This window comes from Streptomyces macrolidinus (assembly GCF_023887685.1).
Classification (GTDB): Bacteria; Actinomycetota; Actinomycetes; order Streptomycetales; family Streptomycetaceae; genus Streptomyces; species Streptomyces macrolidinus.
Window position 1 is genome coordinate 19,842 of the sequence record NZ_JAMWMR010000026.1, and the last position, 22,377, is coordinate 42,218.

Annotated in this window: 25 protein-coding genes; 8 read left to right on the plus strand and 17 right to left on the minus strand. The window is 71.7% G+C overall.

The features are described from left to right. Positions 1-77: 77 nt before the first annotated feature. Positions 78-1,220 carry a DNA polymerase III subunit beta gene (dnaN, locus tag NGF19_RS24160; protein WP_252427385.1) on the minus strand — a complete coding sequence of 381 codons (1,143 nt, stop codon included), beginning with the start codon at positions 1,218-1,220 and terminating at the stop codon, positions 78-80. A gap of 110 nt (positions 1,221-1,330) precedes the next feature. Next, positions 1,331-2,596, minus strand: coding sequence for an MFS transporter (locus tag NGF19_RS24165; protein WP_252427386.1), 1,266 nt, complete (start codon positions 2,594-2,596; stop codon positions 1,331-1,333). Positions 2,597-2,658: 62 nt separating this feature from the next. Here NGF19_RS24165 and NGF19_RS24170 point away from each other — a divergent pair, with 62 nt between their 5' ends. Next, the gene (locus tag NGF19_RS24170) at positions 2,659-3,612 is read left to right on the plus strand and encodes a LysR family transcriptional regulator (RefSeq protein ID WP_252427387.1); all 954 of its coding nucleotides are present in this window, start codon (positions 2,659-2,661) and stop codon (positions 3,610-3,612) included. A 40-nt stretch (positions 3,613-3,652) separates the two neighbouring features. On the opposite strand, the gene NGF19_RS24175 is transcribed toward NGF19_RS24170, so the two are convergent. Next, a complete protein-coding gene (locus NGF19_RS24175) occupies positions 3,653-4,414 on the minus strand; it encodes a prolyl oligopeptidase family serine peptidase (protein ID WP_252427388.1) in 762 nt (253 codons plus the stop codon). 204 nt (positions 4,415-4,618) lie between these two features. On the opposite strand from NGF19_RS24175, the gene NGF19_RS24180 reads away from it, so the two are divergent. Continuing rightward, positions 4,619-5,773 carry an adenosine deaminase gene (locus NGF19_RS24180; RefSeq protein ID WP_252427389.1) on the plus strand — a complete coding sequence of 385 codons (1,155 nt, stop codon included), beginning with the start codon at positions 4,619-4,621 and terminating at the stop codon, positions 5,771-5,773. 129 nt (positions 5,774-5,902) lie between these two features. Beyond that, positions 5,903-6,253, plus strand: coding sequence for an ATP-binding protein (locus NGF19_RS24185; RefSeq protein ID WP_252427390.1), 351 nt, complete (start codon positions 5,903-5,905; stop codon positions 6,251-6,253). 279 nt (positions 6,254-6,532) lie between these two features. Here the strand turns inward: NGF19_RS24185 and NGF19_RS24190 are convergent, their stop codons facing one another. From NGF19_RS24190 to afsQ1, 5 genes are all read right to left on the minus strand, one after another. Beyond that, on the minus strand, positions 6,533-6,742 hold the full coding sequence (locus tag NGF19_RS24190) for a PspC domain-containing protein (RefSeq protein ID WP_252427391.1): 210 nt from the start codon (positions 6,740-6,742) through the stop codon (positions 6,533-6,535). Positions 6,743-6,831: 89 nt separating this feature from the next. Next, a complete protein-coding gene (locus NGF19_RS24195; protein ID WP_252427392.1) occupies positions 6,832-7,386 on the minus strand; it encodes a VanZ family protein in 555 nt (184 codons plus the stop codon). A gap of 117 nt (positions 7,387-7,503) precedes the next feature. Next, positions 7,504-8,109 carry a hypothetical protein gene (locus NGF19_RS24200; protein WP_252427393.1) on the minus strand — a complete coding sequence of 202 codons (606 nt, stop codon included), beginning with the start codon at positions 8,107-8,109 and terminating at the stop codon, positions 7,504-7,506. Continuing rightward, the gene (locus tag NGF19_RS24205; RefSeq protein WP_372505763.1) at positions 8,106-9,860 is read right to left on the minus strand and encodes an ATP-binding protein; all 1,755 of its coding nucleotides are present in this window, start codon (positions 9,858-9,860) and stop codon (positions 8,106-8,108) included. Before NGF19_RS24205 ends, NGF19_RS24200 begins: the two co-directional genes overlap by 4 nt. Next, on the minus strand, positions 9,758-10,435 hold the full coding sequence (afsQ1, locus tag NGF19_RS24210) for a two-component system response regulator AfsQ1 (protein WP_252427394.1): 678 nt from the start codon (positions 10,433-10,435) through the stop codon (positions 9,758-9,760). Before afsQ1 ends, NGF19_RS24205 begins: the two co-directional genes overlap by 103 nt. Before the next feature lie 270 nt (positions 10,436-10,705). On the opposite strand from afsQ1, the gene NGF19_RS24215 reads away from it, so the two are divergent. Next, entirely contained in the window at positions 10,706-11,518 is an 813-nt protein-coding gene (locus tag NGF19_RS24215; protein ID WP_252427395.1) for a SigE family RNA polymerase sigma factor, read from the plus strand. A gap of 201 nt (positions 11,519-11,719) precedes the next feature. On the opposite strand, the gene NGF19_RS24220 is transcribed toward NGF19_RS24215, so the two are convergent. Then, positions 11,720-12,364, minus strand: coding sequence for a uridine kinase family protein (locus NGF19_RS24220; protein ID WP_252427396.1), 645 nt, complete (start codon positions 12,362-12,364; stop codon positions 11,720-11,722). Positions 12,365-12,520: 156 nt separating this feature from the next. Between NGF19_RS24220 and NGF19_RS24225 the strand changes: the two genes are divergently transcribed. Further along, positions 12,521-12,907, plus strand: a complete 387-nt coding sequence (locus tag NGF19_RS24225) for a hypothetical protein (protein ID WP_252427397.1) — start codon at positions 12,521-12,523, stop codon at positions 12,905-12,907. An 87-nt stretch (positions 12,908-12,994) separates the two neighbouring features. Here the strand turns inward: NGF19_RS24225 and NGF19_RS24230 are convergent, their stop codons facing one another. After that, positions 12,995-13,591, minus strand: a complete 597-nt coding sequence (locus NGF19_RS24230) for a TetR/AcrR family transcriptional regulator (protein ID WP_252427398.1) — start codon at positions 13,589-13,591, stop codon at positions 12,995-12,997. Positions 13,592-13,658: 67 nt separating this feature from the next. Between NGF19_RS24230 and NGF19_RS24235 the strand changes: the two genes are divergently transcribed. Both NGF19_RS24235 and NGF19_RS24240 read left to right on the plus strand, forming a co-directional pair. Further along, positions 13,659-14,153 carry a DUF3995 domain-containing protein gene (locus tag NGF19_RS24235; protein WP_252427399.1) on the plus strand — a complete coding sequence of 165 codons (495 nt, stop codon included), beginning with the start codon at positions 13,659-13,661 and terminating at the stop codon, positions 14,151-14,153. 2 nt (positions 14,154-14,155) lie between these two features. Further along, positions 14,156-14,554: a DUF6463 family protein gene (locus tag NGF19_RS24240; RefSeq protein WP_252427400.1), complete on the plus strand. Its 399-nt coding sequence runs from the start codon at positions 14,156-14,158 to the stop codon at positions 14,552-14,554. Here the strand turns inward: NGF19_RS24240 and NGF19_RS24245 are convergent. From NGF19_RS24245 to deoC, 4 genes are read right to left on the minus strand one after another with little or no spacing between them, the layout of a single operon-like run. Further along, entirely contained in the window at positions 14,484-14,750 is a 267-nt protein-coding gene (locus NGF19_RS24245; RefSeq protein WP_308288525.1) for a DUF397 domain-containing protein, read from the minus strand. The two genes, NGF19_RS24240 and NGF19_RS24245, sit on opposite strands and share 71 nt — an antisense overlap. Positions 14,751-14,765: 15 nt before the next feature. Then, positions 14,766-15,668 carry an aldehyde dehydrogenase family protein gene (locus NGF19_RS24250; protein ID WP_252427401.1) on the minus strand — a complete coding sequence of 301 codons (903 nt, stop codon included), beginning with the start codon at positions 15,666-15,668 and terminating at the stop codon, positions 14,766-14,768. After that, positions 15,661-17,097, minus strand: coding sequence for an aldehyde dehydrogenase family protein (locus NGF19_RS24255; RefSeq protein ID WP_252427402.1), 1,437 nt, complete (start codon positions 17,095-17,097; stop codon positions 15,661-15,663). Before NGF19_RS24255 ends, NGF19_RS24250 begins: the two co-directional genes overlap by 8 nt. Before the next feature lie 5 nt (positions 17,098-17,102). Further along, entirely contained in the window at positions 17,103-18,062 is a 960-nt protein-coding gene (gene deoC, locus NGF19_RS24260; protein ID WP_252427470.1) for a deoxyribose-phosphate aldolase, read from the minus strand. Positions 18,063-18,279: 217 nt separating this feature from the next. Between deoC and NGF19_RS24265 the strand changes: the two genes are divergently transcribed. After that, entirely contained in the window at positions 18,280-18,942 is a 663-nt protein-coding gene (locus tag NGF19_RS24265) for a PH domain-containing protein (protein WP_252427403.1), read from the plus strand. A gap of 61 nt (positions 18,943-19,003) precedes the next feature. Here NGF19_RS24265 and NGF19_RS24270 read toward each other — a convergent pair whose 3' ends face one another. The 3 genes from NGF19_RS24270 to NGF19_RS24280 form a co-directional block, all read right to left on the minus strand. Continuing rightward, positions 19,004-20,650 (minus strand): phospho-sugar mutase, encoded by a 1,647-nt coding sequence (locus NGF19_RS24270; protein WP_252427472.1) that lies wholly within the window; start codon positions 20,648-20,650, stop codon positions 19,004-19,006. Between the two features lie 87 nt (positions 20,651-20,737). Continuing rightward, positions 20,738-21,562 (minus strand): purine-nucleoside phosphorylase, encoded by an 825-nt coding sequence (locus NGF19_RS24275; protein WP_252427404.1) that lies wholly within the window; start codon positions 21,560-21,562, stop codon positions 20,738-20,740. 247 nt (positions 21,563-21,809) lie between these two features. After that, entirely contained in the window at positions 21,810-22,286 is a 477-nt protein-coding gene (locus NGF19_RS24280; RefSeq protein WP_252427405.1) for a gamma-glutamylcyclotransferase family protein, read from the minus strand. Between the last annotated feature and the right edge of the window lie 91 nt (positions 22,287-22,377).

Here is a 22,377-nt window from a genome sequence, read left to right on the forward strand (position 1 = left end):
GCGCCCGTCGCGCCCCAGCACTTCGGAACCTACAACAGGCCACTGACAACGGCCCCCGAAGCAGAGGAATGCCCAGGTCAGCCCAACTGCCGTACGGACATGAGCAGATGCTGGTGGACCGGGCGCGCCCCGCTGCCACCGCCGTCACCGTCCGCCTCGGACCCCAGCCCGGTGAGCAGCGCCCGCTGGCCCACCCCCAGCAGTTCCATCCGCACCCGCGGCGTCTCGAAGGAGCCCAACGCGTCCAGCAGATACGCCGGATTGAAGGCCACGGACGCCTCCTCCGCGCCGCTCAGCGTGGCGGGCAACCGCTGCGCGGCGACGTCGTCCCCGTAGCCCGCCCCCAGCAGCACGGACCCGTCCGCCGAGAAGTCCAGCCGCACCGGACTGTTGGCCTCCGCCACCACCGCGACCCGTCGCACGGCCTCCACCAGCTCCTCGCACGCCACCTCGGCGACCGTGGCTCCCGCCATGTCGAACAGCGAGCCGTAGCGCGGCAGTCGCCCCTCCAGCAGCCGCACCGTCGCCCGTATGTCGCCCCCGGCGAAGCCGATCAGACCCCCGTCGAGCCCGATGTGCACCCGCCCGGAGCGCGACAACGACCGCGTCACGTCGAGCAGTCGGCGCGCGGGCAGCAGCGCCTCCACCGGGTCGTCGCCGGCGGCGGCCTCCGGCTTCCACTCCAGCCGCCGTACGGCATACCGGTAGCGGTCCGACGCGGCCAGCGTCATCGTCCCGCCGTCCAGGGTCAGTTGGACCCCGGTCAGCGCGGGCAGCGTGTCGTCGCGGCCCGCGGCGACGGCTACCTGGGCGACGGCGGTCGCGAACGCGGCGGCGTCCACGCTCGCGTACGGCTGCGGCGCCGTCGGCAGCGTCGGGTACTCCTCCCGCGGCAGCGTCGAGAGCCCGAAGCGCGTACCGCCCGCCTCCACCGTGAACCGGCTGCCCTCCAGGGCGCAACTGACCGGCCCGGCGGGCAGGACCCGGCAGATGTCCAGCAGTCTGCGCCCGAGGACGATCACCTGTCCGCCGACCGTCGTCTCCGCCTCGGTCTCGACGCACGCCGCCGTCTCCAGGTCGAACCCGGAGACGTTCAGCCGTCCGTCGGCCGCCTCGAGGAGCAGCCCGCCCAGCACCGGCACGGTCGTCCGCGCGGGCAGCACACGGGCCGCCCACCCCACGGCCTCGGTGAGATCGCCGCGATCGATCCGGAACTGCATGTACGAAACCCCCTGCTCGGCCCAGTCGTTCGGGCGGACGCTATACGCGACCACTGACAACAGGCGCCGACCAGGGGGAATGCCGTATCGGATCAGGCCGTCGCTTCGGATCAGGCCGTCGCGAGGCACCGCTCGGCTCGCGCCGCCCTCGACCCCAGCACCGTGATCGTCACGACACCGGCCACCGCCAGCAGACCCATGCCGACCGTTCCGGCCCAGCCGGAGGCGTGGAAGGCGACCGCGCCGAGCGTGCTGCCCGCGCTGGAGCCGATGTAGTACGACGACTGGTAGAGGGCGGCGGCCTGGGCGCGGCCCCGCTTCGCCGTGTGGCTGACCGCCGACGACGCGACCGCGTGGCCCGCGAAGAAGCCCGCCGTGATCAGGACCAGACCGAGCAGCACCAGCGGCAGCACGGGCACCAGGGAGAGCAGCAGGCCCGCCGTCGTCGTACCGCCCGCGAGGTAGAGCGCGCCGCGGCGGCCCAGACGGCCCACCAGCCGACCGGCGGTCGACGCCGACACCGTGCCCACCAGATACACCAGGAAGATCGAGCCGATGATGCCCTGCGGCAGGGAGAACGGCGCCTCGGTGAGGCGGTAGCCGATCACCGTGTAGACCCCGCCGAACACCATCATGAACAGCGCCCCGATCGCGTACAGCCTGCGCAGCAGCGGATCGGAGAGGTGGTCACGGACCGAGCGGGCGAGCACGCGCGGGCGCAGCGAGCCCGGCTCGAAGTGCCTCGGCGTCGGCAGCAGGAGGCGGAAGGCCACCGCGCAGCCGACCGCGATCACCCCGACGGTACCCACGGCCACCCGCCAGCCCCACTCCTGCGCGACCCAGCCGGTGATGATCCGGCCGCTCATCCCGCCGACGCTGTTGCCCGCCACGAACAGGCCGATCGCCGTGATCAGGGCCCGCGGGCTGACCTCCTCGGCCAGATACGCGGTCGCCGACGCGGGCAGTCCCGCGAGGGCCGCGCCCTGCACCGCCCGCAGCGCGATCAGCGTGCCCAGCGTCGGGGCGAAGGGGACCAGCAGACCGACGGTCACCGCGACCGCCAGCGACGCCGTCATCAGCGTGCGCCGTCCGAAGCGCTCGGACAGGGCGCTCATGGGGAGGACGAACAGGGCCAGCGCGCCCGTCGCGCCCGACACCGTCCAACTCGCGGCGCTCGCCGTGGCCCCGAAGTCGCGGGAGACGAGCGGCAGCAGGGCCTGCGTGGAGTAGAGGAGGGCGAAGGTCGCGACCCCCGCCAGGAACAGGGCGAGGCTCATCCGGCGGTAACCGGGGCCGCCCGGGGTCATACGGGAGTCGACGGAGGGGACGGGGTCGGCGCCCACGGGAGTGGACGCCTTGGTATCAGCGGCAGGCATGCTTAGAACGTACGGACCCGCCGCTCATGCGTCCAATGCACAGAATCCGCATAATCATTCCCATGATGCATCAGCAGAGGCCAGCGGCCCGCCTGTCACCGTCCGGTGACACAGAAGACATCGTCGCGCTGCTCGCGCCACGCCTGGCGTACTTCGCCGGAGTGGCCCGTACCGAGCACGTCACACGTGCCGCGCAGGAGATGCAGGTCCCGCAGTCCACGCTGTCCCGCGCGCTCGTCCGGCTCGAAGAGGACCTGGGCGTCGAGCTGTTCGCCCGCCGGGGCCGGACGGTCGCGCTCACCCCGGTCGGCCGGACGTTCCTCGCCGCCGTCGAGCGTGCCCTCGCGGAGATCGAGCGGGCCGCCGAGGAGGTACGCGCGGACACCGACCCGGCCGCCGGGAAGGTCGCCTTCGGCTTCCTGCACACGATGGGCGCCGAGACCGTGCCCTCGCTGATCCACGCCTTCCGCGCCGACCACCCGCGCGTGCGCTTCAGCCTCGTGCAGAACTACGGCGAGGCGATGCTGGAGCGCCTGCGCGCGGGGGAGTTGGACCTGTGCCTGACCTCCCCGGTGCCCGACGCCCCCGGTCTGGTCGCCCGCCGGATCGACGAGCAGAAGCTGCGGCTCGTGGTGCCCGCCGACCACCGGCTCGCGGGCCGCAAGCGCATCCGGCTCGCCGAGGCCGCCGAGGAGGCCTTCGTGACCCTCGAACCCGGCTACGGACTACGGCGCATCACCGACGACCTCTGCCGCCAGGCCGGGTTCGTCCCCCGGGTCGCCTTCGAGGGCGAGGAGGCGGAGACGCTGCGCGGGCTGGTCGCGGCGGGGCTCGGCGTGGCGCTGCTGCCGCCGCCCGCGGTGCCGCGCCCCGGCGTCGTGGAACTGACGGTCACGGCGCCGCGGGCCGTGCGCGAGATCGGGGTGGCATGGCTGGAGGGACATGTCGACACCCCGCCGGTCGCCGCGTTCAAGAAGTTCCTGCTGTCGAGACGGGGACGGCTGCTGCCCGGCTGATGACGCCTGCTGCCCGGTCGAGGGCGCGTGCGGGGGCCCCTCACTTCTTGAGCGTCCGCCCGAACCCCGCCGCGAGCGGCATCCGCAACCCCAGCGGCGGCGGGGCCGCCAGGGCGTCCTCCACCGGCCGGGCGAAGGCCCGCCCGAACAGCGCGCCCAGCACGAAGTTCTCGGCCAGCGCGTGCACTTCGGACCGGTAGTGGCGCAGCCCGTGCCCGTCGGAGTGCACCTCGAAGCGGCAGATGTCGCGGTTCGTCTTCTTCGCGCGCGCCGCCAGCCGGAACGACCGCTCCGGGTCCGCGCGGGTGTCGCTGGTGCCGTGGACGATCATGACCCGCCGCCCGACGAGCTGCTTGACCGGTTCGAGCGTCGCCGCCCTGCCGTCCTCGGGCAGCCAGGGCGCCAGCGCCAGCACGGAGGTGACGGCCGTGTGCCCGGCCGCGCGCAGCGCCGCCCGGCCGCCCATGGCGAGGCCGACGAGGCAGACCGGCACGTCCCCGTAGCGCCGTACGACCTCGTCCGCGGCCCAGGTGGCGTCCTGCGCCAGGTGCGCCTCGTCGTCGTTCCAGCCCCGGTAGCGGTAGTGCACCGCGTGGCTGACGAGACCGTCGCGGTGCCCCGCGCGTGCGAGACGGCGGCCGAGCCCGCGCACGGAGGTGGTCGCCGTCCAGGGGGACGGCCCGCGGGTGGAGGCCTCCTCGCCACCCGGCAGCAGCAGCACCGCGCCGCTCACCGCCCTCGGCTCCGGACCGAGCGCTCTGCCCAGCCGGGCTCTGCGAACCGGCGTCGCTTGCTGTGCCATCAGTCTCCTAGTGAGGGGACCACCGGCCTCGGCCGGTGGGGGAATGCTTCCCTGGCCTGTCGTACTGGAGCGGACCTACTGGAGCGGAGTCACCCAGAACAGTGTCAGAAGCGCTCGGGTAGAGAACCGTCCGGTGGATCACCTTTGGATATCGACACAACCCCCCGACTGAACATCTACGCGCGTAGGGGCTAGGGTGCGAAAATGACGAGTCAGCACCAGAACACCCCGAACCGGGAGCAGATCCTCCGGGCACCCAAGGTCCTGCTGCACGACCATCTGGACGGCGGCCTGCGCCCCGCCACGATCGTCGAACTCGCGCGGCAGACCAGCTACGCACAACTCCCCGAGACCGACCCGGAGAAGCTGGGCATCTGGTTCCGGGAGGCCGCCGACTCCGGCTCCCTGGAGCGGTATCTGGAGACCTTCTCCCACACCGTCGGCGTCATGCAGACCCGCGAGGCGCTCGTGCGCGTGGCGGCCGAGTGCGCGGAGGACCTCGCCGCGGACGGCGTCGTCTACGCCGAGGTGCGCTACGCGCCCGAGCAGCACCTGGAGGGCGGGCTCACCCTCGAAGAGGTCGTCGAGGCGGTCAACGAGGGCTTCCGGGAAGGCGAGCGGCGCGCGCGGGCGAACGGCCACCGCATCCGCGTGGGCGCCCTGCTCACCGCCATGCGGCACGCGGCCCGCGCCCTGGAGATCGCCGAACTCGCCAACCGCTACCGGGATCTCGGGGTCGTCGGCTTCGACATCGCGGGTGCCGAGGCCGGTTACCCTCCCACCCGGCACCTCGACGCGTTCGAGTACCTCAAGCGCGAGAACAACCACTTCACCATCCACGCGGGCGAGGCCTTCGGGCTGCCCTCGATCTGGCAGGCCCTGCAGTGGTGCGGCGCCGACCGGCTCGGGCACGGGGTGCGCATCATCGACGACATCCAGGTGGCCGAGGACGGCTCGGTGCGGCTCGGCCGCCTGGCCTCGTACGTACGGGACAAGCGCATCCCGCTGGAGCTGTGCCCCAGCTCCAACCTTCAGACCGGCGCCGCCGCCTCGTACGCCGACCACCCCATCGGGCTGCTGCGGCGGCTGCACTTCCGGGCCACGGTCAACACCGACAACCGGCTGATGTCCGGCACCAGCATGACCCAGGAGTTCGTGCACCTGGTCGAGGCGTTCGGCTACACGTTCGACGACCTGCAGTGGTTCACCGTCAATGCGATGAAGTCGGCGTTCATTCCTTTCGATGAACGACTGGCGATGATCAATGACGTCATCAAGCCCGGTTACGCCGAGCTGAAGTCCGCATGGCTGTTCCAGCAGACCGCTTCGACCAGCGGTTCTGTGGACTCCGAGGGCTGAGAAGCCCCCTGTCCGTGGCGGCCGGGAACGTCGTGACCGGCCGCCACGGGGTGTTTGCGGCCCCCACCCCGGCGTGTCTACGGTCTTGGACCGCTCAGCTCCCCGTCATCGGATCCAAGGACGCATCGCATGAAGCAGTCTGCTGCCAAGACCCTCGGTGTCGCCGCTCTCGGTGCCGCCTTCGCCGCCGCGGGCGCGGGCGTCGCGAGCGCCGCCCCGGCCGCGCCGCCCGCCGCCGGGCCGGTGGGCGCCACCCAGGCGCTGCCGACGGGCAAGCTCACCCAGTCGCTGCCGGGCGCGAGCGAGGCGCTCGGCCAGGGGCAGCGGGCGCTCGGCATGGCGCTGACCGCCACCCAGCCGGCCACCCAGCGAGTCCTCGCCGACGGCCCGGCCGCGCCGGTCACCGGCCTGCTCGGCGGCCTGCCGGTCAAGGGCCTGCCGACCCACGGCCTGCCGGTGAACGGCGTTCCGCTGGGCTGAGACGGCTTGCTCGTACGACGGCCGCTGCTCGTACGACGGCCGCTGCTCGTACGACGGCCGCCCGCTCGTACGACGGCCGCCCGCTCGTACGACGGCCGTCTGCTCGTACGGCACCGATGGGCGCTCCGATCCGGGGCGCCCATCGGCATGTCGGGATGTCGATATCTCAGCGATCTCAGCGATCTCAGCGATCTCAGCGATCTCGGCGATCTCGGCGATCTCTGCGACCTCGGCGATCTCTGCGACCTCGGCGGGCGGACGAGCCGAGCGGAAGGGACGTCACCAGCGCATGTCGTCCGCCGCCGCGCGCTCCTCCGACGGGAACAGCATCCACAGCGCCAGATAGAGCAGGCACTGCGGGCCGGGCAGCAGACAGGACACCAGGAAGATCACGCGCATCGTCGTCGCGGAGGTGCCGAAGCGCCGTGCCAGCGCTGCGCACACTCCACCGATCATCCGTCCGTGCGTGGGGCGGGCAAGTGCGGCCATGGGAGGGCTCCTTCGCGAACCGTGGGCGGAGTCGACAGGTGGCGTCGACGTGTTCCACGCTACGAGGACGAAGAGGGACAAGCGTCCCTCTAAGGAGCGATCCCCACCCTGGGAATCGTCGGGGTGCGGCCCTGAGACGGCTCCTCCGGGTGGAGTACGGCGGTCCGCTGCCTGCACCGGGCCCGGCGCCGCAGCCGGGCGCGGGCCGCGGGCACGACCAGCAGATGCGCGAGGGCCACTCCGACCGTGTTGAGCAGCACCGCGTCGATGTCCACGACCTGACCGGGCACCCCGGTCTGCAGCAGCTCGAACGCCAGGGAGATCAGGGTGCCCGCGCCGACCGTACGGGCCAGCGAGGCGAGCGGCGAGACATCGAGCCGCCCCCCGGCCATGGGCAGCAGCACCCCGAGCGGTGCCAGCAGCGCGAGCCCCTTCCCGACGCGACGGGTCGCCTGCGGCCAGCCGAGCGCGAGATCGGACCTGATCCCGGCGAACGGATGCAGATTGGCGGGTCTGACCCACGGGACGTCCAGCGGGCGCAACATGATCCAGGCGACGAGCGCGAGGTGTGCGACGAGGAGGACACCCCCTGCCACACGGACGCGGTTCGCGGCGCTGCCGCCGTTTGAGCCTTGACGCTGCACGCCCCCCTAGACGCGGGCCTCGGGGGGATCGGTTCCGGAATGCACCGGGACGGGTGAGTGGAGCGGCGCACGTACGAGCCGTGCGCGCCCCGGCGGGTGCGCCGGGGCGCGTGTGACTCAGGCGACCTTGCCGGAGGGCGGCTTCACCGCGCCCGGCTGCGAGCGCACCTGGCTCGTGCACTCGTAGCGGCGCACCGGCCGGTCGGGGCCGCCGAGCACGACGGTCCCGTCCTCGGCGGCGGTCGCCTCGGAGCCCGCGAAGGTGCAGACGATCTGCGCGAGGGCGTACGAGCCGAGGTCCTCCGGCGGGGTGCTGAGCCGGAACGTGTCCTCCGGGTCCTTGCCGCGCGGGCCGCTCACCCGGATCCCGCCGAGCACGTCCGTCGAGTAGCCCGCCTGCGCCTCCCCGGCCGACGGCTGCGCGGCGAGCTGGTCGAGCAGCCCCTGGGCCACCTGCACCCGGCGCTGGCCCTCGGCCGGTCCGTCCGGGATGCGTACGGAGCGGTCCGTGGCGACCAGTTGCGAGGAGCACAGCAGGAAGACCTGGACCGGCAGGCCGCGGGCGCTCTGCGCGGACAGGTCCGTGCCCGACAGCGCGCAGGGCACCCGGGAGGGCGCGGGACCGAATTCTGTCGGCACCTGGGTCGGGCGGATGCCGCAGCCGGCCAGCAGGACGGCCAGCAGCGGGACGGCGAGCCAGGCATGGGCGCCGCGTAGCGTCATCGGGCGTTCTCCTCGGTGCCGTTCGCCTCCCGCGTCCCGTCCTCGATGAGCGGCGAGGCGTCGCGCGGCAGGCGCAGCGTGAACACCGCCCCGCCCTCGGGCGAGTTGGCGGCCGTGATCCGGCCGCCGTGGATGTGCGCGTTCTCCAGCGCGATGGACAGGCCGAGGCCGCTGCCCTCGGAGCGCGGGCGCGAGGCGCTCGCCTTGTAGAAGCGGTCGAAGACATGGGGCAGGACGTCCTCGGGGATACCGGGGCCGTGGTCGCGCACCGCGATGAGGAGGTCCTCGCCCTCCTCGCGCACGCGGACCCGTACCGGCGAACCGCCGTGCTTGAGCGCGTTGCCGATCAGGTTCGCCAGGATCACGTCGAGGCGGCGCGGGTCGAGGCGGGCCATGATGCCGCGCTCGGCGTCCAGTTCGACGGCGTCCAGCCAGGCGCGGGCGTCGATGCACGCGGTGATCTGGTCGGCGATGTCCACGTCGTCCACGACCAGCCGGGCCGTGCCCGCGTCGAAGCGGGTGACCTCCATCAGGTTCTCGACCAGGTCGTTCAGCCTCCGGGTCTCGCTGACCACCAGGCGCACGGCCGGCTCGATCATCGGGTCGACGCTGCCCGTCTCGGCGTCCAGCTCCTCCTCCAGCACCTCGGTGACCGCGGTGATCGCCGTGAGCGGAGTACGCAGCTCATGGGACATGTCGGCGACGAAGCGACGGGAGGCCTCCTCGCGGCCACTCATGTCCGCGACCTTCTTCTCCAGCGACTCGGCCGCGCGGTTGAACGTCCGTGACAGATCGGCCAGTTCGTCCGTGCCGGACACACGCAGCCGGGTGTCCAGCTTGCCCTCGCCGAGCCGCCGGGCCGCGCTGCCGAGGCGGTGCACCGGCCGGAGGACGGTCGTCGCGGCGGCCTGCGCGAGCAGCGCCGAGCCGATCAGCGCGAGAGCGGTGGCGATACCGAGCGACCAGGCAAGGGAGTTGAGGTCCTTGGCCTCCGGTTCGAGGGACTTGAGCATGTAGCCGGTGGGGCCGCCGCCGATGACCTTCGTGCCGCCGACCAGATACGGCTTGCCGTGGTCGTCGATCCGCTGCCAGTACAGGTGGTAGGCGTCCTTGTTGGACGAGGACACGGCCTGCTGCTTGTTCACCGCCCGCTGCAGGGACTTCGGCACGTTCTGCAGGGTGAAGGTGCCCAGCTCGGAGTTGCCGACCACCGTCTTGCCGCGCTCGTCCTGCGCGACCAGCAGCACGCTGAAGCGCTGGCTGCTGCCCGCCATCTGCCCGGCGGTGTGCTGGAGTTCGTCCTGCGTCGGGTGCGCGGGCAGCGCGCTCGCCCGGTTCTGCATCTCCTGCTGGAAGTCGTGCAGCACCGCGTCCTGGGTACGGGTGAGCACGGCCTCGCGGTTGAGCCAGTAGGCGATGCCCGACGCCGACACGGCGGCGGTCAGCGCGACGAGCCCGAACACCACGACCAGACGCAGCCGGAGGCTCGTGAAGCGCAGCCGGGACGCCACGACCTTGCGGGCCGCCGCCCAGCCACGGGGCGCTCCTTGCGCATCGGCCACGTGCGCGTCGGCCACGCGCGTATCGGCTCCTTCCCCATCGGCCACTTGAGAACCGACCACTTGCGAATCCGTCACGTGCGCATCCGTCACTGAGGAGCGTCCAGCCGGTAACCGACCCCACGGACCGTACGGATCAACGTGGGGGACGACGGTACGTCCTCGACCTTGGCGCGCAGCCGCTGCACACACGCGTCGACGAGCCGCGAGTCGCCCAGGTAGTCGTGCTCCCACACCAGCCGCAGCAGTTGCTGCCGCGACAGCGCCTGACCGGGCCGCCTGCTCAGCTCCAGCAGCAACCGCAGCTCGGTGGGCGTCAGTTGGAGATCGTCGCCGTTCTTCGTGACGGTCATCGCCGCCCGGTCGATGACCAGGCTGCCGAACGTCGCCGAGTCGTTGGCCTCGCGCTCACCGCGCCGCAGCACGGCCCGGATCCGGGCGTCCAGCACCCGCCCCTGCACCGGCTTGACGACATAGTCGTCGGCGCCGGACTCCAGCCCGACCACCACGTCGATGTCGTCGCTGCGCGCGGTCAGCAGGATGATCGGCAACTGGTCGGTGCGCCGGATGCGCCGGCACACCTCGAAGCCGTCGATGCCTGGCAGCATCACATCCAGCACGATCAGGTCCGGGCGCTGCTCACGCAGCAGCTTGAGACCGTCCTCGCCGGTGGCAGCAGTGGCCACGCGATGACCCTGGCGCGTCAAAGAGAGCTCCAGGGCCGTTCGGATGGCGTCGTCGTCCTCGATCAGCAACAGGGAAGGCACGAGGGCCATTCTGGCTCAAACCACGGACATGTATCGACTGCCTGAGCGCTCCCTCACATCCCGCGCACAGACCGGGGCCCGCCGGCCCGTCTCCGTAGCCGTACAACTCCTCTGTGTGACGCTCCGACGTGACGTGGAACGCCCGCTGTGACAGGCCTGTGACAGTCGCCGGACATCGCCATGAAGTCGCTTCGGCAAGCTCTTCGACATGAGCAAGGCCGCCTCCGCAGGGCGGCGGTCGGACCGGGACTCCATGACGGGGGGCGCGAGATGAACAAGCTGCACGGCACCAGCACGAGCGCAGTGGTCACGCGTCTGCATGATGTGACCCGGCACGATCGGAACGAGAAGTCCGGTGCTGGAGGGGGCACCTCCCTGCTCGAGCGAAGCCGAGAGCTTGGGGGAGGGCGGGGGTGCGCTCGCGGTACCGGGCGTCAGCACACCGGATCCGTGCAAGGGCGTCCGCCCTACATGGTGGTGGTTGACGCACTCGGGGGGTTCGGGGGAGAGGCTCACGGGGGAGCCGCGTACGGGGAGGGCAACGGGGAGCGTCGCTCGGCGGCGGAGGCGGAGTTCACCGCCTACGTCGAGGAGCGCCGCGCCTCCCTGTACGCGACCGCCTACCACCTGACCGGTGACCGCTTCGAGGCCGAGGACCTGCTGCAGAGCGCGCTGTTCTCGACCTACCGGGCGTGGGACCGGATCACGGACAAGGCCGCGGTGGGGGGCTACCTGCGGCGGACGATGACCAATCTGCACATCAGCGCGTGGCGCCGCCGCAAGCTGAACGAGTACCCGACCGAGGAGCTGCCGGAGACCGTCGGCGACACGGACGCGATGCGCGGCACCGAGCTGCGCGCCGTCCTGTGGCAGGCGCTCGCCCGGCTGCCGGAACTCCAGCGCACCATGCTGGTCCTGCGCTACTACGAGGGCCGCACGGACCCGGAGATCGCGGAGATCCTCGACATCAGTGTCGGCACGGTGAAGTCGAGCATCTGGCGGTCGCTCCGCCGGCTGCGCGGGGACGAGATCCTCAGCTTCGGCCGTGACGAGGAGGAGTCCTTCGGGGAGTTGGTCGCCTGAGGGATCGGGGGGACACGGGGGAAGTGCGGGGGAGCACTACCGGGGGGAAGTGCGAGGGACCACGGGGGCGCGGGGGAGCGCTCACGGGGGAACAACGGGGGAATCACGGGGAACACGGGGGAAGTACGGGGGAGCAACACAGCGGGGCTGGAGGGCCGGGGGGTCCGTCCAGCCCCGCTTCCCGTGTCTGTCTTCCCGTGTCTACGCGCTCGTGCTCACCGGCGGTATGTGCCGCCCCGTGGTCGCCGCCGCCAGCCGGGCCAGCGCCTCGTCCCGGTCGCAGGCGTACGCGCCCAGGGCCGTCTGCCGGGCGATGATCGACCGCTCCGTGCGCATCAGCCGCACGCCGCGGCGCAGCAGGAACGGGACCGACTTGCGGCCCTCCTTGAGATCGCGCACGAAGCGGCGGCGGAACGTGGTGAAGGGCCCCCGCGAGAGGCACAACGCGTCGGCGAGGACGCCCAGTTCACGACAGCGCTCCACGATCTCGGCGGCGAAGATGCCCTCCGCGATGAATATCGGCGAGCGGTCGATGGCCAGGGCCTCCTCGCCCGTCCGCGCGCTCAGCGAGATGTCGTACACGGGCACCGTCGTACGGCCCTTGGCGCACAGTTCGGTGATGGCCGCGAGGGCGGCGTCCGCGTCCCATGACCCCGGGTGGTCCCAGTCGATGTCCGAACTCCCCGCCACCAGCGGCAGCGTGGGGTCGTCGCCCTCCTTGTAGAAGTCGTCGAGCCGCAGCACGGGCAGCCCTGAGTGCGCGGCGACAAGGGACTTGCCGGATCCGGAGGGGCCGCAGAGCAGCACGACGCGGGCCGGGCCCGGGGTTGAGGGTTGGGAACTCACGAGTCACCAGTCTGACGTATCGCGCGCCCCGAGCCGACCCTGCGGGTCGACGTTGGAGCGGACATCACACCTCAACTACCCTACGAGTTGCATGCATTACTCTAAGCGACCAGTCGACCGGAAATCACTCCAGTAATCACTAAGGTGGCAACAGCCATGGCACGACACGCCTCCCCCCACGCCCCCACCGCCCGACGCGTCCTCGTGGCCCTCGCGACCACGGGCGTCGCCCTGGGGGTGGGCGCGGGCGCCGCCTCGGCGGACACCGGAACCGAGACCCGGTCCACATCGCTCGGCCAGGCCGACCCGCAGGCGGGCCTGCAGGCGCTGACGGGAACCGTGGGCTACGTCACCGGCCCGCTCGCGAACCTCAAGCCGAACCCCTTGGCGGGCACGGGAGTCGACCCGCTCGACAACGGAGTCGGCACCCAACTCTCCGACTTCAAGCCCCTGACCTCCCAGACCCTGACCCGCCCGGTGGCCCAGGCCTCGTCCATCGGCAGTGTGCCGGTGGTCGGCCAGCTCCTCAGCTCACTGCACTGAGCCCTGCGGCGGATGTACGGAGAGCCGCGCTTCCTCGGTGGAGGGGCGCGGCTCTCGTGCTGAGCGGTCTCGGGGCGGTGGCGCGCGCTATTCCGGCTCCGCCTGGTGCGTGGCGGGTCCCGCCAGCGCGGTGATGAGGTGCTCGAGCGCGGCGGTGGCGATGGCCCCGGTGGTGGCGACTTCGGGCACGATGTCGCAGACGGAGTGGCGCAGTTCGTGCCAGCCGAGGTAAGCCGCGTACGTGGCGACCGCCTGATGCCGGGCTGCGGCGGGGGCCAGGCCCAGGTCGGCGTAGAGGTCCGTGAGGTAGGAGATCCGCCGCTCGGTGACCCGGCGCAGGACCTGGGCGACGGCGGGGTGATCGGCGTGGGCGACGATCGCGGGCTCCAGGCCGTTGATGCCTTCCCGTCGCAGCGCGGCGGTGAACAGGGCCGTCAGCCGCTGCCGGGGGTCGGTGATGTCGCCCAGCTCCGAGATCAGGGCTGTGGTGGTGTTCTGCTCCCACATGTCCAGCGCGGCCGTCAGGAGTGCGTCGCGGTCCTTGAAGTGCCAGTAAAAGCTGCCGCGGGTTGCTCCCAGTTCGCGCGCGAGTGCGTTGACCGACACCGCGGCCACTCCGCCTCGTGCCATCGCACGTAGCGCCGCCGTCGACCAGTCCTGGGGTGTGAGCTGCCCTTTTGCCATGTTCATACAGTATTGTATGGTCCGTCCATACAGGGGTGTACGGAGAGGCTGGGGGAGCCGCATGAGGTTGACGAAACTCGCTGGTGGAACGGCCGCAGTCGGCCTCGGCGCGGTCGGAGCGCTGCACGGGATCTGGATCTTCTCTCCGTGGCCGCTGGCCGACCGTGCCGAGTTCGCCCGTACGGTCGTCGGGGTCGCTGAAGAGGAGCTTCCCACATCGGAGTTGACGGCCGCAGTCGCGGCGGCACTGGGGGCGGCGTCCTATGTGATCGCGGCCCAAGCCGATTTGGTCCCACAGGTGCGGCCGCGTCGTCTGGTGCGCCAGGGCGTATGGGGCGTCGCGGGTGTGCTGCTGCTGCGAGGTGCGGCTGGTCTGGTCTCCTCCGGTCTGACCAGCAGGCCGACCGATTTCACACGCTGGGACCTGTCGCTGTACTCCCCGCTGTGTCTGACCCTCGGGGGGCTGACGGCATACGTCGCCACCTCCACACGCACCCCTCGCCGCCCGGAGCGGCGACATGCCGTCAGTGGGCTCAAGGGCCGTGAGAATCGGGGAGGCTGACGATGACCCGGTTGATTCCCCGACTGGTGATCGGACTGGCCACGGTGCACTTCGCGGTTGCCCTGATCACTTCGAGCACCTTCGGCGATGTGGCCCGCGAGGGATTCTGGAACGCCGTCTCCGGAGAGCCGCGGCGCGAGTACGAGATGTGGTTCTTCCTCGCGGGGTTCTGCCTCCTCGCCCTGGGCACCCTCAGCCAACGGCTCGTCCGTGACACCGGCAGGCTCCCGGCACAGCTTGGCTGGTATCTGCTGGCCATCGGTGTGCCGCTGCAGATCCTCTGTCCCGTCTCCGGCGCACCCGCACTGATCGTGCTCGGAGCGCTGGCCCTCATCGCGACCCGGCAGGACGGCGCGAGAGAGAACCGTCGGACGCCCCCGGTCGGCAACTACCGCCTGTGAGCGCGTTCCTGAGGACAGGCGGGCCGGTGGTGTTCTTGCTGTCTCGGACGGGGACCGTGCCGGGGAAGTCGTCGCAGACTTCGACGCAAGCATCCCCCTGCTGGTTTCGGCCTACGACACACGGCGGGAGCGGCGCGGCATCGTCTATGCCGAGTGCCGCGCTTCCTCTCCGCCGGACGGAGAGGAAGCGCGGCACTGCTGACAGGGACTCTCAGTACGACGAACCCGACGCGCCCAGCGACCCCGTCGGGTGCCAGACCGTCTTCGTCTCCAGGAACGCCGTCAGGCGGTCGATGCCCGGCGTCGCGGAGTAGTCCACAGGCTGTGGACGAAGGACGCGCTTCAGGTTGTCCGCCGCCGCGATCTCCAGTTCCTTCGCCAGATCCTCGTCGGCCCCGGCCAGGTCGATCGCGTTGACGTCCTGGTGGGCGGCCAGCGGGGCCGCGATCTCCGCCGTACGGCCGGAGAGGACGTTCACGACGCCGCCCGGCAGGTCGGAGGTGGCCAGCACCTCGCCCAGGGAGAGCGCGGGGAGCGGGGCCTTCTCCGAGGCCACCACGACCGCCGTGTTGCCGGTCGCGATCACCGGGGCGACGACCGAGACCAGGCCCAGGAACGACGACTCCTGGGGGGCCAGGACCGCGACCACGCCCGTCGGTTCGGGCGACGACAGGTTGAAGAACGGGCCCGCGACCGGGTTGCCGCCGCCGACCACCTGGGCGATCTTGTCGGTCCAGCCCGCGTACCAGACCCAGCGGTCGATCGTCGCGGACACCTGCGCCGCGGCCTTCGACTTCGACAGGCCCTCCGCGTCGGCGACTTCGCGTACGAACTGCTCGCGACGCCCCTCCAGCATCTCGGCGACGCGGTAGAGGATCTGACCGCGGTTGTACGCCGTCGCACCCGACCAGGCGCCGAACGCCTTGCGCGCCGCGACCACGGCGTCCCGGGCGTCCTTGCGGGAGGAGAGGGGCGCGTTCGCCAGCCACTTGCCCTTTGCGTCGGTCACCTCGTACACCCGGCCGCTCTCGGAACGCGGGAACTTCCCGCCCACGTACAGCTTGTAGGTCTTGAAGACGGAGAGTCGCTCAGTGGTTTCGGTCTTCTCAGACATCGAGGTACGCCTCCAGGCCGTGGCGACCGCCCTCGCGGCCGAAGCCCGACTCCTTGTAGCCGCCGAACGGCGAGGTCGGGTCGAACTTGTTGAACGTGTTGGACCAGACGACACCCGCGCGAAGCTTGTTCGCCACCGCCAGGATGCGGGAGCCCTTCTCGGTCCAGATGCCCGCCGACAGGCCGTACTGGGTGTTGTTGGCCTTGGCGACGGCCTCCTCCGGCGTGCGGAAGGTGAGGACCGAGAGCACCGGGCCGAAGATCTCGTCCCGGGCGATGGTGTGCGCCTGCGTGACGTTCGTGAACAGCGTCGGCGCGAACCAGTAGCCGGACGTGGGCAGTTCACAGGTCGGCGACCAGCGCTCGGCGCCCTCCGCCTCGCCCTGGTCGGCGAGCGCGGTGATCCGGGCCAACTGCTCGGCCGAGTTGATCGCGCCGATGTCCGTGTTCTTGTCGAGCGGGTCGCCCAGCCGGAGCGTGCCGAGCCGCCGCTTCAGGGCCTCCAGCAGCTCGTCCTGGATCGACTCCTGGACCAGCAGCCGGGAGCCCGCGCAGCAGACCTGGCCCTGGTTGAAGAAGATGCCGGTCACGATGCCCTCGACGGCCTGGTCCACGGGTGCGTCGTCGAAGACGATGTTCGCGCCCTTGCCGCCCAGTTCGAGCGTGAGCTTCTTCTTCGTCCCCGCGACCGTACGGGCGATCTCCTTGCCCACGGCGGTCGAGCCGGTGAACGCGACCTTGTTCACGTCCGGGTGCGCGACGAGCGCGGCGCCCGTGTCGCCGTAGCCCGGAAGGATGTTGACGACACCCTTGGGCAGGCCCGCCTGGCGGCAGATGTCCGCGAAGAACAGCGCCGACAGGGGCGTGGTCTCGGCAGGCTTGAGGACGACCGTGTTGCCGGTGGCGAGCGCCGGGGCGATCTTCCACGCCAGCATCAGCAGCGGGAAGTTCCAGGGGATGACCTGGCCCGCGACACCGAGCGGCCGGGGGTTCGCCCCGAAGCCGGCGTGATCCAGCTTGTCGGCCCAGCCCGCGTAGTAGAAGAAGTGCGCGGCGACCAGCGGGAGGTCCGCGTCGCGGGTCTCCTTGATCGGCTTGCCGTTGTCCAGCGTCTCCAGGACGGCCAGCTCGCGGCTGCGCTCCTGGATGATGCGGGCGATACGGAACAGGTACTTGGCGCGCTCGGAGCCGGGCAGCGCCGACCACTTCTCGAACGCCTTGCGCGCGGCCTTGACCGCCCGGTCGACGTCCTCCGAGGTGGCCTGGGCGACCTCGGAGAGCACCTCCTCGGTGGACGGGCTGATCGACTTGAAGACCTTGCCGCCCGCGGCCTCGGTGAACTCGCCGTCGATGAACAGGCCGTAGGACGGCGCGATGTCGACGACCGAGCGGGACTCGGGCGCGGGGGCGTACTCGAATGCGGATGCCATGGTGATCAGTCCACCGTCACGTAGTCGGGGCCGGAGTAGCGGCCGGTGGCCAGCTTCTGACGCTGCATCAGCAGATCGTTCAGCAGCGAGGAGGCGCCGAAGCGGAACCAGTGGTTGTCCAGCCAGTCCTCGCCCGCCGTCTCGTTGACGAGGACCAGGAACTTCACGGCGTCCTTGGAGGTACGGATACCGCCCGCGGGCTTCACACCGATCTGGATGCCGGTCTGCGCGCGGAAGTCGCGTACGGCCTCCAGCATGAGCAGGGTGTTGGCCGGGGTCGCGTTGACGGCGACCTTGCCGGTCGAGGTCTTGATGAAGTCGGCGCCCGCGAGCATGCCGAGCCAGCTCGCGCGCCGGATGTTGTCGTACGTCGACAGCTCGCCGGTCTCGAAGATGACCTTCAGCCGGGCCGACCCGCAGGCCTCCTTGACGGCGACGATCTCGTCGTACACCTTCATGTACCTGCCCGCGAGGAACGCCCCGCGGTCGATGACCATGTCGATCTCGTCGGCGCCCGCGGCCACGGCGTCCCGCACGTCGGCCAGCTTCACGTCGAGCGCGACGCGGCCCGCCGGGAAGGCGGTGGCGACCGAGGCGACCTTCACGCCGGAGCCCGCGACGGCCTCCTTGGCGACGGCCACCATGTCGGGGTAGACGCAGACGGCCGCGGTCGTCGGGGTCGTACGGTCCGTCGGGTCGGGGTGCACCGCCTTGGCGCCGAGCGCCCGGACCTTGCCCGGGGTGTCCGCGCCTTCCAGCGTCGTCAGGTCGACCATCGAGATGGCGAGGTCGATGGCGTACGCCTTCGCGGTGGTCTTGATGGAACGGGTACCGAGGGAGGCGGCGCGCGCCTCCAGGCCGACCGCGTCGACGCCGGGCAGCCCATGGAGGAAGCGGCGCAGCGAGCTGTCGGACGCGGTGACGTCCGTGAGTGCGTGTGCAGCAGTGGGTGCAGAAGGGGGCATGGTCACCAGGCGAGCATATCTACGCGCGTAGCGGCTGTACACCCCGGGGAGGGTCTCGTGGAGGGGGCGTCGGACGGGCGCCGGACGGGGGCGGGCGTGACCGGACACGGCCGGGCACCGCGCGGGCCACGGTCGCGTACCAGCCGGGACCAGCCCGGAAGCACCTCGCACCGGACCGGCCGGGGAGCGCCTCGCACCCGTCGTGCAGAATCAGTCCATGACGACCCCCGATCGCCAGTCGCCCGCGCCGGACACCTCGGCACCCGAGTCCCGGGACCGCATCTACCGGTCGCCCGCCGGAATCGTGGGCGGCGTGCTGCTGCTCGGCCTCGTGCTCTGGCTCGGCATCGACGCGCTGGTCTCGGGGCACGGCCGCACCCCCTGGCTGGCGCTCGCCGCGCTGATCCTGCTGATCCCGCTGATCATGGCCTTCACCCTGCGCCCGGCGGTGTACGCGAACGAGGAGCGGCTGCGCATCCGCAACCCGTTCCGCGTGATCGTGCTGCCCTGGTCCTCGGTCGCCTCGCTCCGCTCCGGCTACTCGAACGAGGTCATCACCACGAGCGGCGCCAAGTTCCAGATCTGGGCGGTCCCCGTCTCGCTGCGCGCCCGCAAGAAGGCGGCGCGGCGGCAGAGCCGAGCCGCCGCGGAGGCCGCTCAGGCAGGGAAGAAGGGCCGTTCGGGCTCGTCCGCCGCGGCCTCGGACGCGCCCATCCGCGCGCAGAGCGACAAGATCATGCACGACCTGCGTGAACTGGCCGACCTCCACCAGAAGTCCGAGCGCGCCCAGGGCGAGCCGACGGTGCGCTGGGCGTACGAGGTGATGGGGCCCGCGGCGGCGGGTGCGGTGGTCCTGGCGATCCTGCTCGCGGTGGGCTGAACCGGCCGCCGCCGCCGTCGAAGAACGGGGGCGGCCGGTTCCTCGGCCAGAGGCCTGGAGGTCAGATGCCCGCCGCCGCCGACAGGTCGCGCTTGATCGACGTCAGCAGCTCGGTCGCCCGCGTGCGGGCCGCCGGGAGGTCGGCGTGCGAGGCGACCGGGAGTACGACCTCCAGGTAGCACTTCAGCTTCGGCTCCGTACCGCTGGGGCGGACGATCACGCGGGCGCCGTTGAGCGTGTAGCGCAGCCCGTCCGTGGGCGGCAGCCGGTCCGTGCCCGCGCTGAGGTCCTCGCAGCGGGTGACCGCCAGGCCCGCGAGCCGGGCCGGGGGCTGCTCGCGCAGGCGGCGCATCGCGTTCGCGATGACCGACAGGTCCTCGACCCGGACCGAGAGTTGGTCCGTGGCGTGCAGCCCGTGCTCCACGGCGAGGTCGTCGAGGAGGTCGAGGAGGGTACGGCCGCCCCCTGCCGCGCCCGACTCCTTGAGCACGGAGGCCAGTTCGGTGATCAGCAGCGCGGCCGTGATGCCGTCCTTGTCGCGCACACCCTCGGGGTCGACGCAGTAGCCGAGCGCCTCTTCGTAGCCGTAGCGCAGCCCCTCGACCCGGGCGATCCACTTGAAGCCGGTCAGCGTCTCCTCGTACGGCAGGCCCGCCTTCTCGGCGATCCGGCCGAGGAGGGAGGAGGAGACGATCGACTCGGCGAAGGTGCCGCGCGCGTCGCGCCCGACCAGGTGGGCGGCGAGCAGCGCGCCGACCTCGTCGCCCCGCAGCATCCGCCAGCTCCCGCCGTCCTTGACGGCCACCGCGCAGCGGTCGGCGTCCGGATCGTTGGCGATCACCAGGTCGGGGTCCGCCGCACGGGCCGTCGCGAAGGCGAGGTCCATGGCGCCGGGCTCTTCCGGGTTGGGGAAGGCGACGGTGGGGAAGTCGGGGTCCGGCTCGGCCTGTTCGGGGACGAGGACCGGCTCCGGGAACCCGGCGCGGGCGAAGGCGGCGAGGAGGACGTCCTTGCCGACACCGTGCATCGCCGTGTAGACGGTGCGGGCGGTGCGCGGGGAGCCCGGCGCGAGGACCGCGTCCGTCCGCGCGAGGTACGCGTCGAGCACGCTGTCGTCCAGCGTCTCCCAGCCGGAGTCCGGGCGGGGGATCGCGTCGAGGGTGGTGAGGGCGTCGATCTCGGCCGCGATCTCGGCGTCCGCGGGGGGCACGATCTGGCTGCCGTCGCCGAGGTAGACCTTGTAGCCGTTGTCCCGGGGCGGGTTGTGGCTGGCGGTGACCTCCACACCGGCGACCGCGCCGAGGTGCCGGATGGCGAAGGCGAGGACGGGCGTGGGCAGGGGACGCGGGAGGACGGCGGCCTTGAGGCCCGCGCCGGTCATCACGGCGGCGGTGTCCCGCGCGAAGTCGGCCGACTTGTGGCGGGCGTCGTAGCCGATGACCACGAGGCCGTCGCCCCGGCCCTTCGACTTCAGATATGCGGCGAGCCCGGCGGCGGCGCGGATGACCACGGAGCGGTTCATCCGCATGGGCCCGGCGCCGAGTTCGCCGCGCAGCCCGGCGGTGCCGAACTGGAGGGTGCCGCCGAAGCGCGCGGCGAGCTCCTCGTGGTCCCCGGCGTCGAGGAGCTGGGCGAGTTCCTCACGGGTCTCCGCGTCGGGGTCCTCGGCCAGCCACGCCTTGGCCCGTGCGATGAGTTCGTCGTGCACGTGGGTCAACCTCTCCTTGTGTGGTCAGAGACGCTCGATGTCTTCGACGACCGTCTCGGTGTCCTCGGCGGCCTTGAACGAGAGGCCCTAGATCCGCTCCAGCACCTGCGCCAGCAGCCCGCCCATCCGCGTCGCGCTGTCGCGGCCCGCCTGGAGGACCTCCTCGTGGTTCAGCGGCTCACCGGTCATCCCGGCGGCCAGGTTCGTCACCAGGGAGATGCCGAGGACCTCGGCGCCCGCCTCGCGTGCGGCGATCGCCTCCAGGACCGTCGACATGCCCACCAGGTCGGCGCCGAGGACCCGGGCCATGCGGATCTCCGCCGGGGTCTCGTAGTGCGGGCCGGTGAACTGCGCGTAGACGCCCTCCTCCAGGGAGGGGTCGACCTCCTTGCACAGGGCGCGCAGGCGCGGCGAGTACAGGTTCGTCAGGTCGACGAAGTTGGCGCCCACGATCGGGGAGGTCGCGGTCAGGTTGATGTGGTCGCTGATCAGGACCGGCTGGCCGGGGCGCATGGTCTCGCCCAGACCGCCGCAGCCGTTGGTGAGGACGATGGTCTTGGCCCCGGCGGCGACGGCGGTGCGGACGCCGTGCGCCACGGCGGCGACCCCGCGGCCCTCGTAGTAGTGCGTACGCCCGAGGAAGACCAGGGCCCGCTTCTCACCGATCCGGTACGAGCGGATCTTGCCGCCGTGGCCCTCGACGGCCGGGGGCGGGAAGCCGGGCAGCTCGGTGACCTGGAACTCGGCCTCGGGTGCGCCGAGGGCGTCGACGGCCGGGGCCCAGCCGGAGCCCATCACGAGGGCGACGTCGTGGGTCTCGACGCCCGTCAGCTCGCGCAGGCGCGCGGCGGCGGTGTCGGCGGCGGCGTAGGGGTCGCCCTGGATGTCGTCCGGAAGAAGAGATGCGTTCACGCGCACGAGAGTAACCGGTCGGTGCCTACGCGCGTAGATGAGGGAGGTGACGGCAACGCGATCGTTGTGTTGTCGTTTCCGGCGCCACCCGTGTTGTCCGTCCGACCGGCGCCCCTCGCGATGTCCGGCTGTCCGGCGCCACCTCGTGTCGTACGGCTGTCCGGTGCCGCGCCGCGATGTCCGGCTGTCCGGCGCCACTCCGCGTCGTCCGCTTCCGGCACCGCTTCGGCTCACCGACGACCGGCCGTCAGCAGGGTCGCTTGCGCAGCTCCATCACGTAGTCGTGCGGTGCTCCCGCGGACTCGGCGGCGTCGGCGATCTCGCCCAGATAGCTGGCCGAGGGCAGGCCGCCCTCGTAGCCGTTCAGGGCGTACGTCCAGGCCGTCTCCTCGCCGTCCAGCGTGTGCACGCGGACGCGCAGGCGGCGGTAGACGCCGAGGCTCACGCCCTCCGAGCGGTCCATGGAGTCCTCGTCCATGGGGGCGATGTCGTACAGCGCGACGAAGACCTGGGTGAGCGGGTCCTCGACGATCGTCGCGAGCGCGCCGTCCCAGGCGGCCCCCGCGCTCTCGACCTCGGTCGAGGAGGGCAGGCCCCACTGCTCGCCCCCGAAGGTCAGCCGCCAGCCGTTCAGCCAGCCGGTGGCGCGCAGCGGGGAGTGGGGTGCGCGGCGGGACATCAGCCGGGCGTCGAGGTTGCCGGCGTACGCGGCATAGAGCGACATGGAGTCGAGGGTACGACAGCACCCCGCCCGTCCCCGGGGTGTCGGAAGCGGCGCTCTCCTCCCCCGGGGGAGCACTGCGCCGGACGTGCGG

Bases quoted from the DNA above. Each gene is read 5' to 3' on its own strand.
- dnaN (WP_252427385.1), bottom strand. From the start codon at position 1,220: ATGCAGTTCCGGATCGATCGCGGCGATCTCACCGAGGCCGTGGGGTGG.
- NGF19_RS24225 (WP_252427397.1), top strand. From the start codon at position 12,521: ATGGCACGACACGCCTCCCCCCACGCCCCCACCGCCCGACGCGTCCTC.
- NGF19_RS24185 (WP_252427390.1), top strand. From the start codon at position 5,903: ATGAAGCAGTCTGCTGCCAAGACCCTCGGTGTCGCCGCTCTCGGTGCC.
- NGF19_RS24265 (WP_252427403.1), top strand. From the start codon at position 18,280: ATGACGACCCCCGATCGCCAGTCGCCCGCGCCGGACACCTCGGCACCC.
- NGF19_RS24170 (WP_252427387.1), top strand. From the start codon at position 2,659: ATGATGCATCAGCAGAGGCCAGCGGCCCGCCTGTCACCGTCCGGTGAC.
- NGF19_RS24165 (WP_252427386.1), bottom strand. From the start codon at position 2,596: ATGCCTGCCGCTGATACCAAGGCGTCCACTCCCGTGGGCGCCGACCCC.
- NGF19_RS24230 (WP_252427398.1), bottom strand. From the start codon at position 13,591: ATGGCAAAAGGGCAGCTCACACCCCAGGACTGGTCGACGGCGGCGCTA.
- NGF19_RS24240 (WP_252427400.1), top strand. From the start codon at position 14,156: ATGACCCGGTTGATTCCCCGACTGGTGATCGGACTGGCCACGGTGCAC.
- NGF19_RS24190 (WP_252427391.1), bottom strand. From the start codon at position 6,742: ATGGCCGCACTTGCCCGCCCCACGCACGGACGGATGATCGGTGGAGTG.
- NGF19_RS24175 (WP_252427388.1), bottom strand. From the start codon at position 4,414: ATGGCACAGCAAGCGACGCCGGTTCGCAGAGCCCGGCTGGGCAGAGCG.
- NGF19_RS24200 (WP_252427393.1), bottom strand. From the start codon at position 8,109: ATGACGCTACGCGGCGCCCATGCCTGGCTCGCCGTCCCGCTGCTGGCC.
- NGF19_RS24255 (WP_252427402.1), bottom strand. From the start codon at position 17,097: ATGGCATCCGCATTCGAGTACGCCCCCGCGCCCGAGTCCCGCTCGGTC.
- deoC (WP_252427470.1), bottom strand. From the start codon at position 18,062: ATGCCCCCTTCTGCACCCACTGCTGCACACGCACTCACGGACGTCACC.
- NGF19_RS24215 (WP_252427395.1), top strand. From the start codon at position 10,706: ATGAACAAGCTGCACGGCACCAGCACGAGCGCAGTGGTCACGCGTCTG.
- NGF19_RS24280 (WP_252427405.1), bottom strand. From the start codon at position 22,286: ATGTCGCTCTATGCCGCGTACGCCGGCAACCTCGACGCCCGGCTGATG.
- NGF19_RS24250 (WP_252427401.1), bottom strand. From the start codon at position 15,668: ATGTCTGAGAAGACCGAAACCACTGAGCGACTCTCCGTCTTCAAGACC.
- NGF19_RS24180 (WP_252427389.1), top strand. From the start codon at position 4,619: ATGACGAGTCAGCACCAGAACACCCCGAACCGGGAGCAGATCCTCCGG.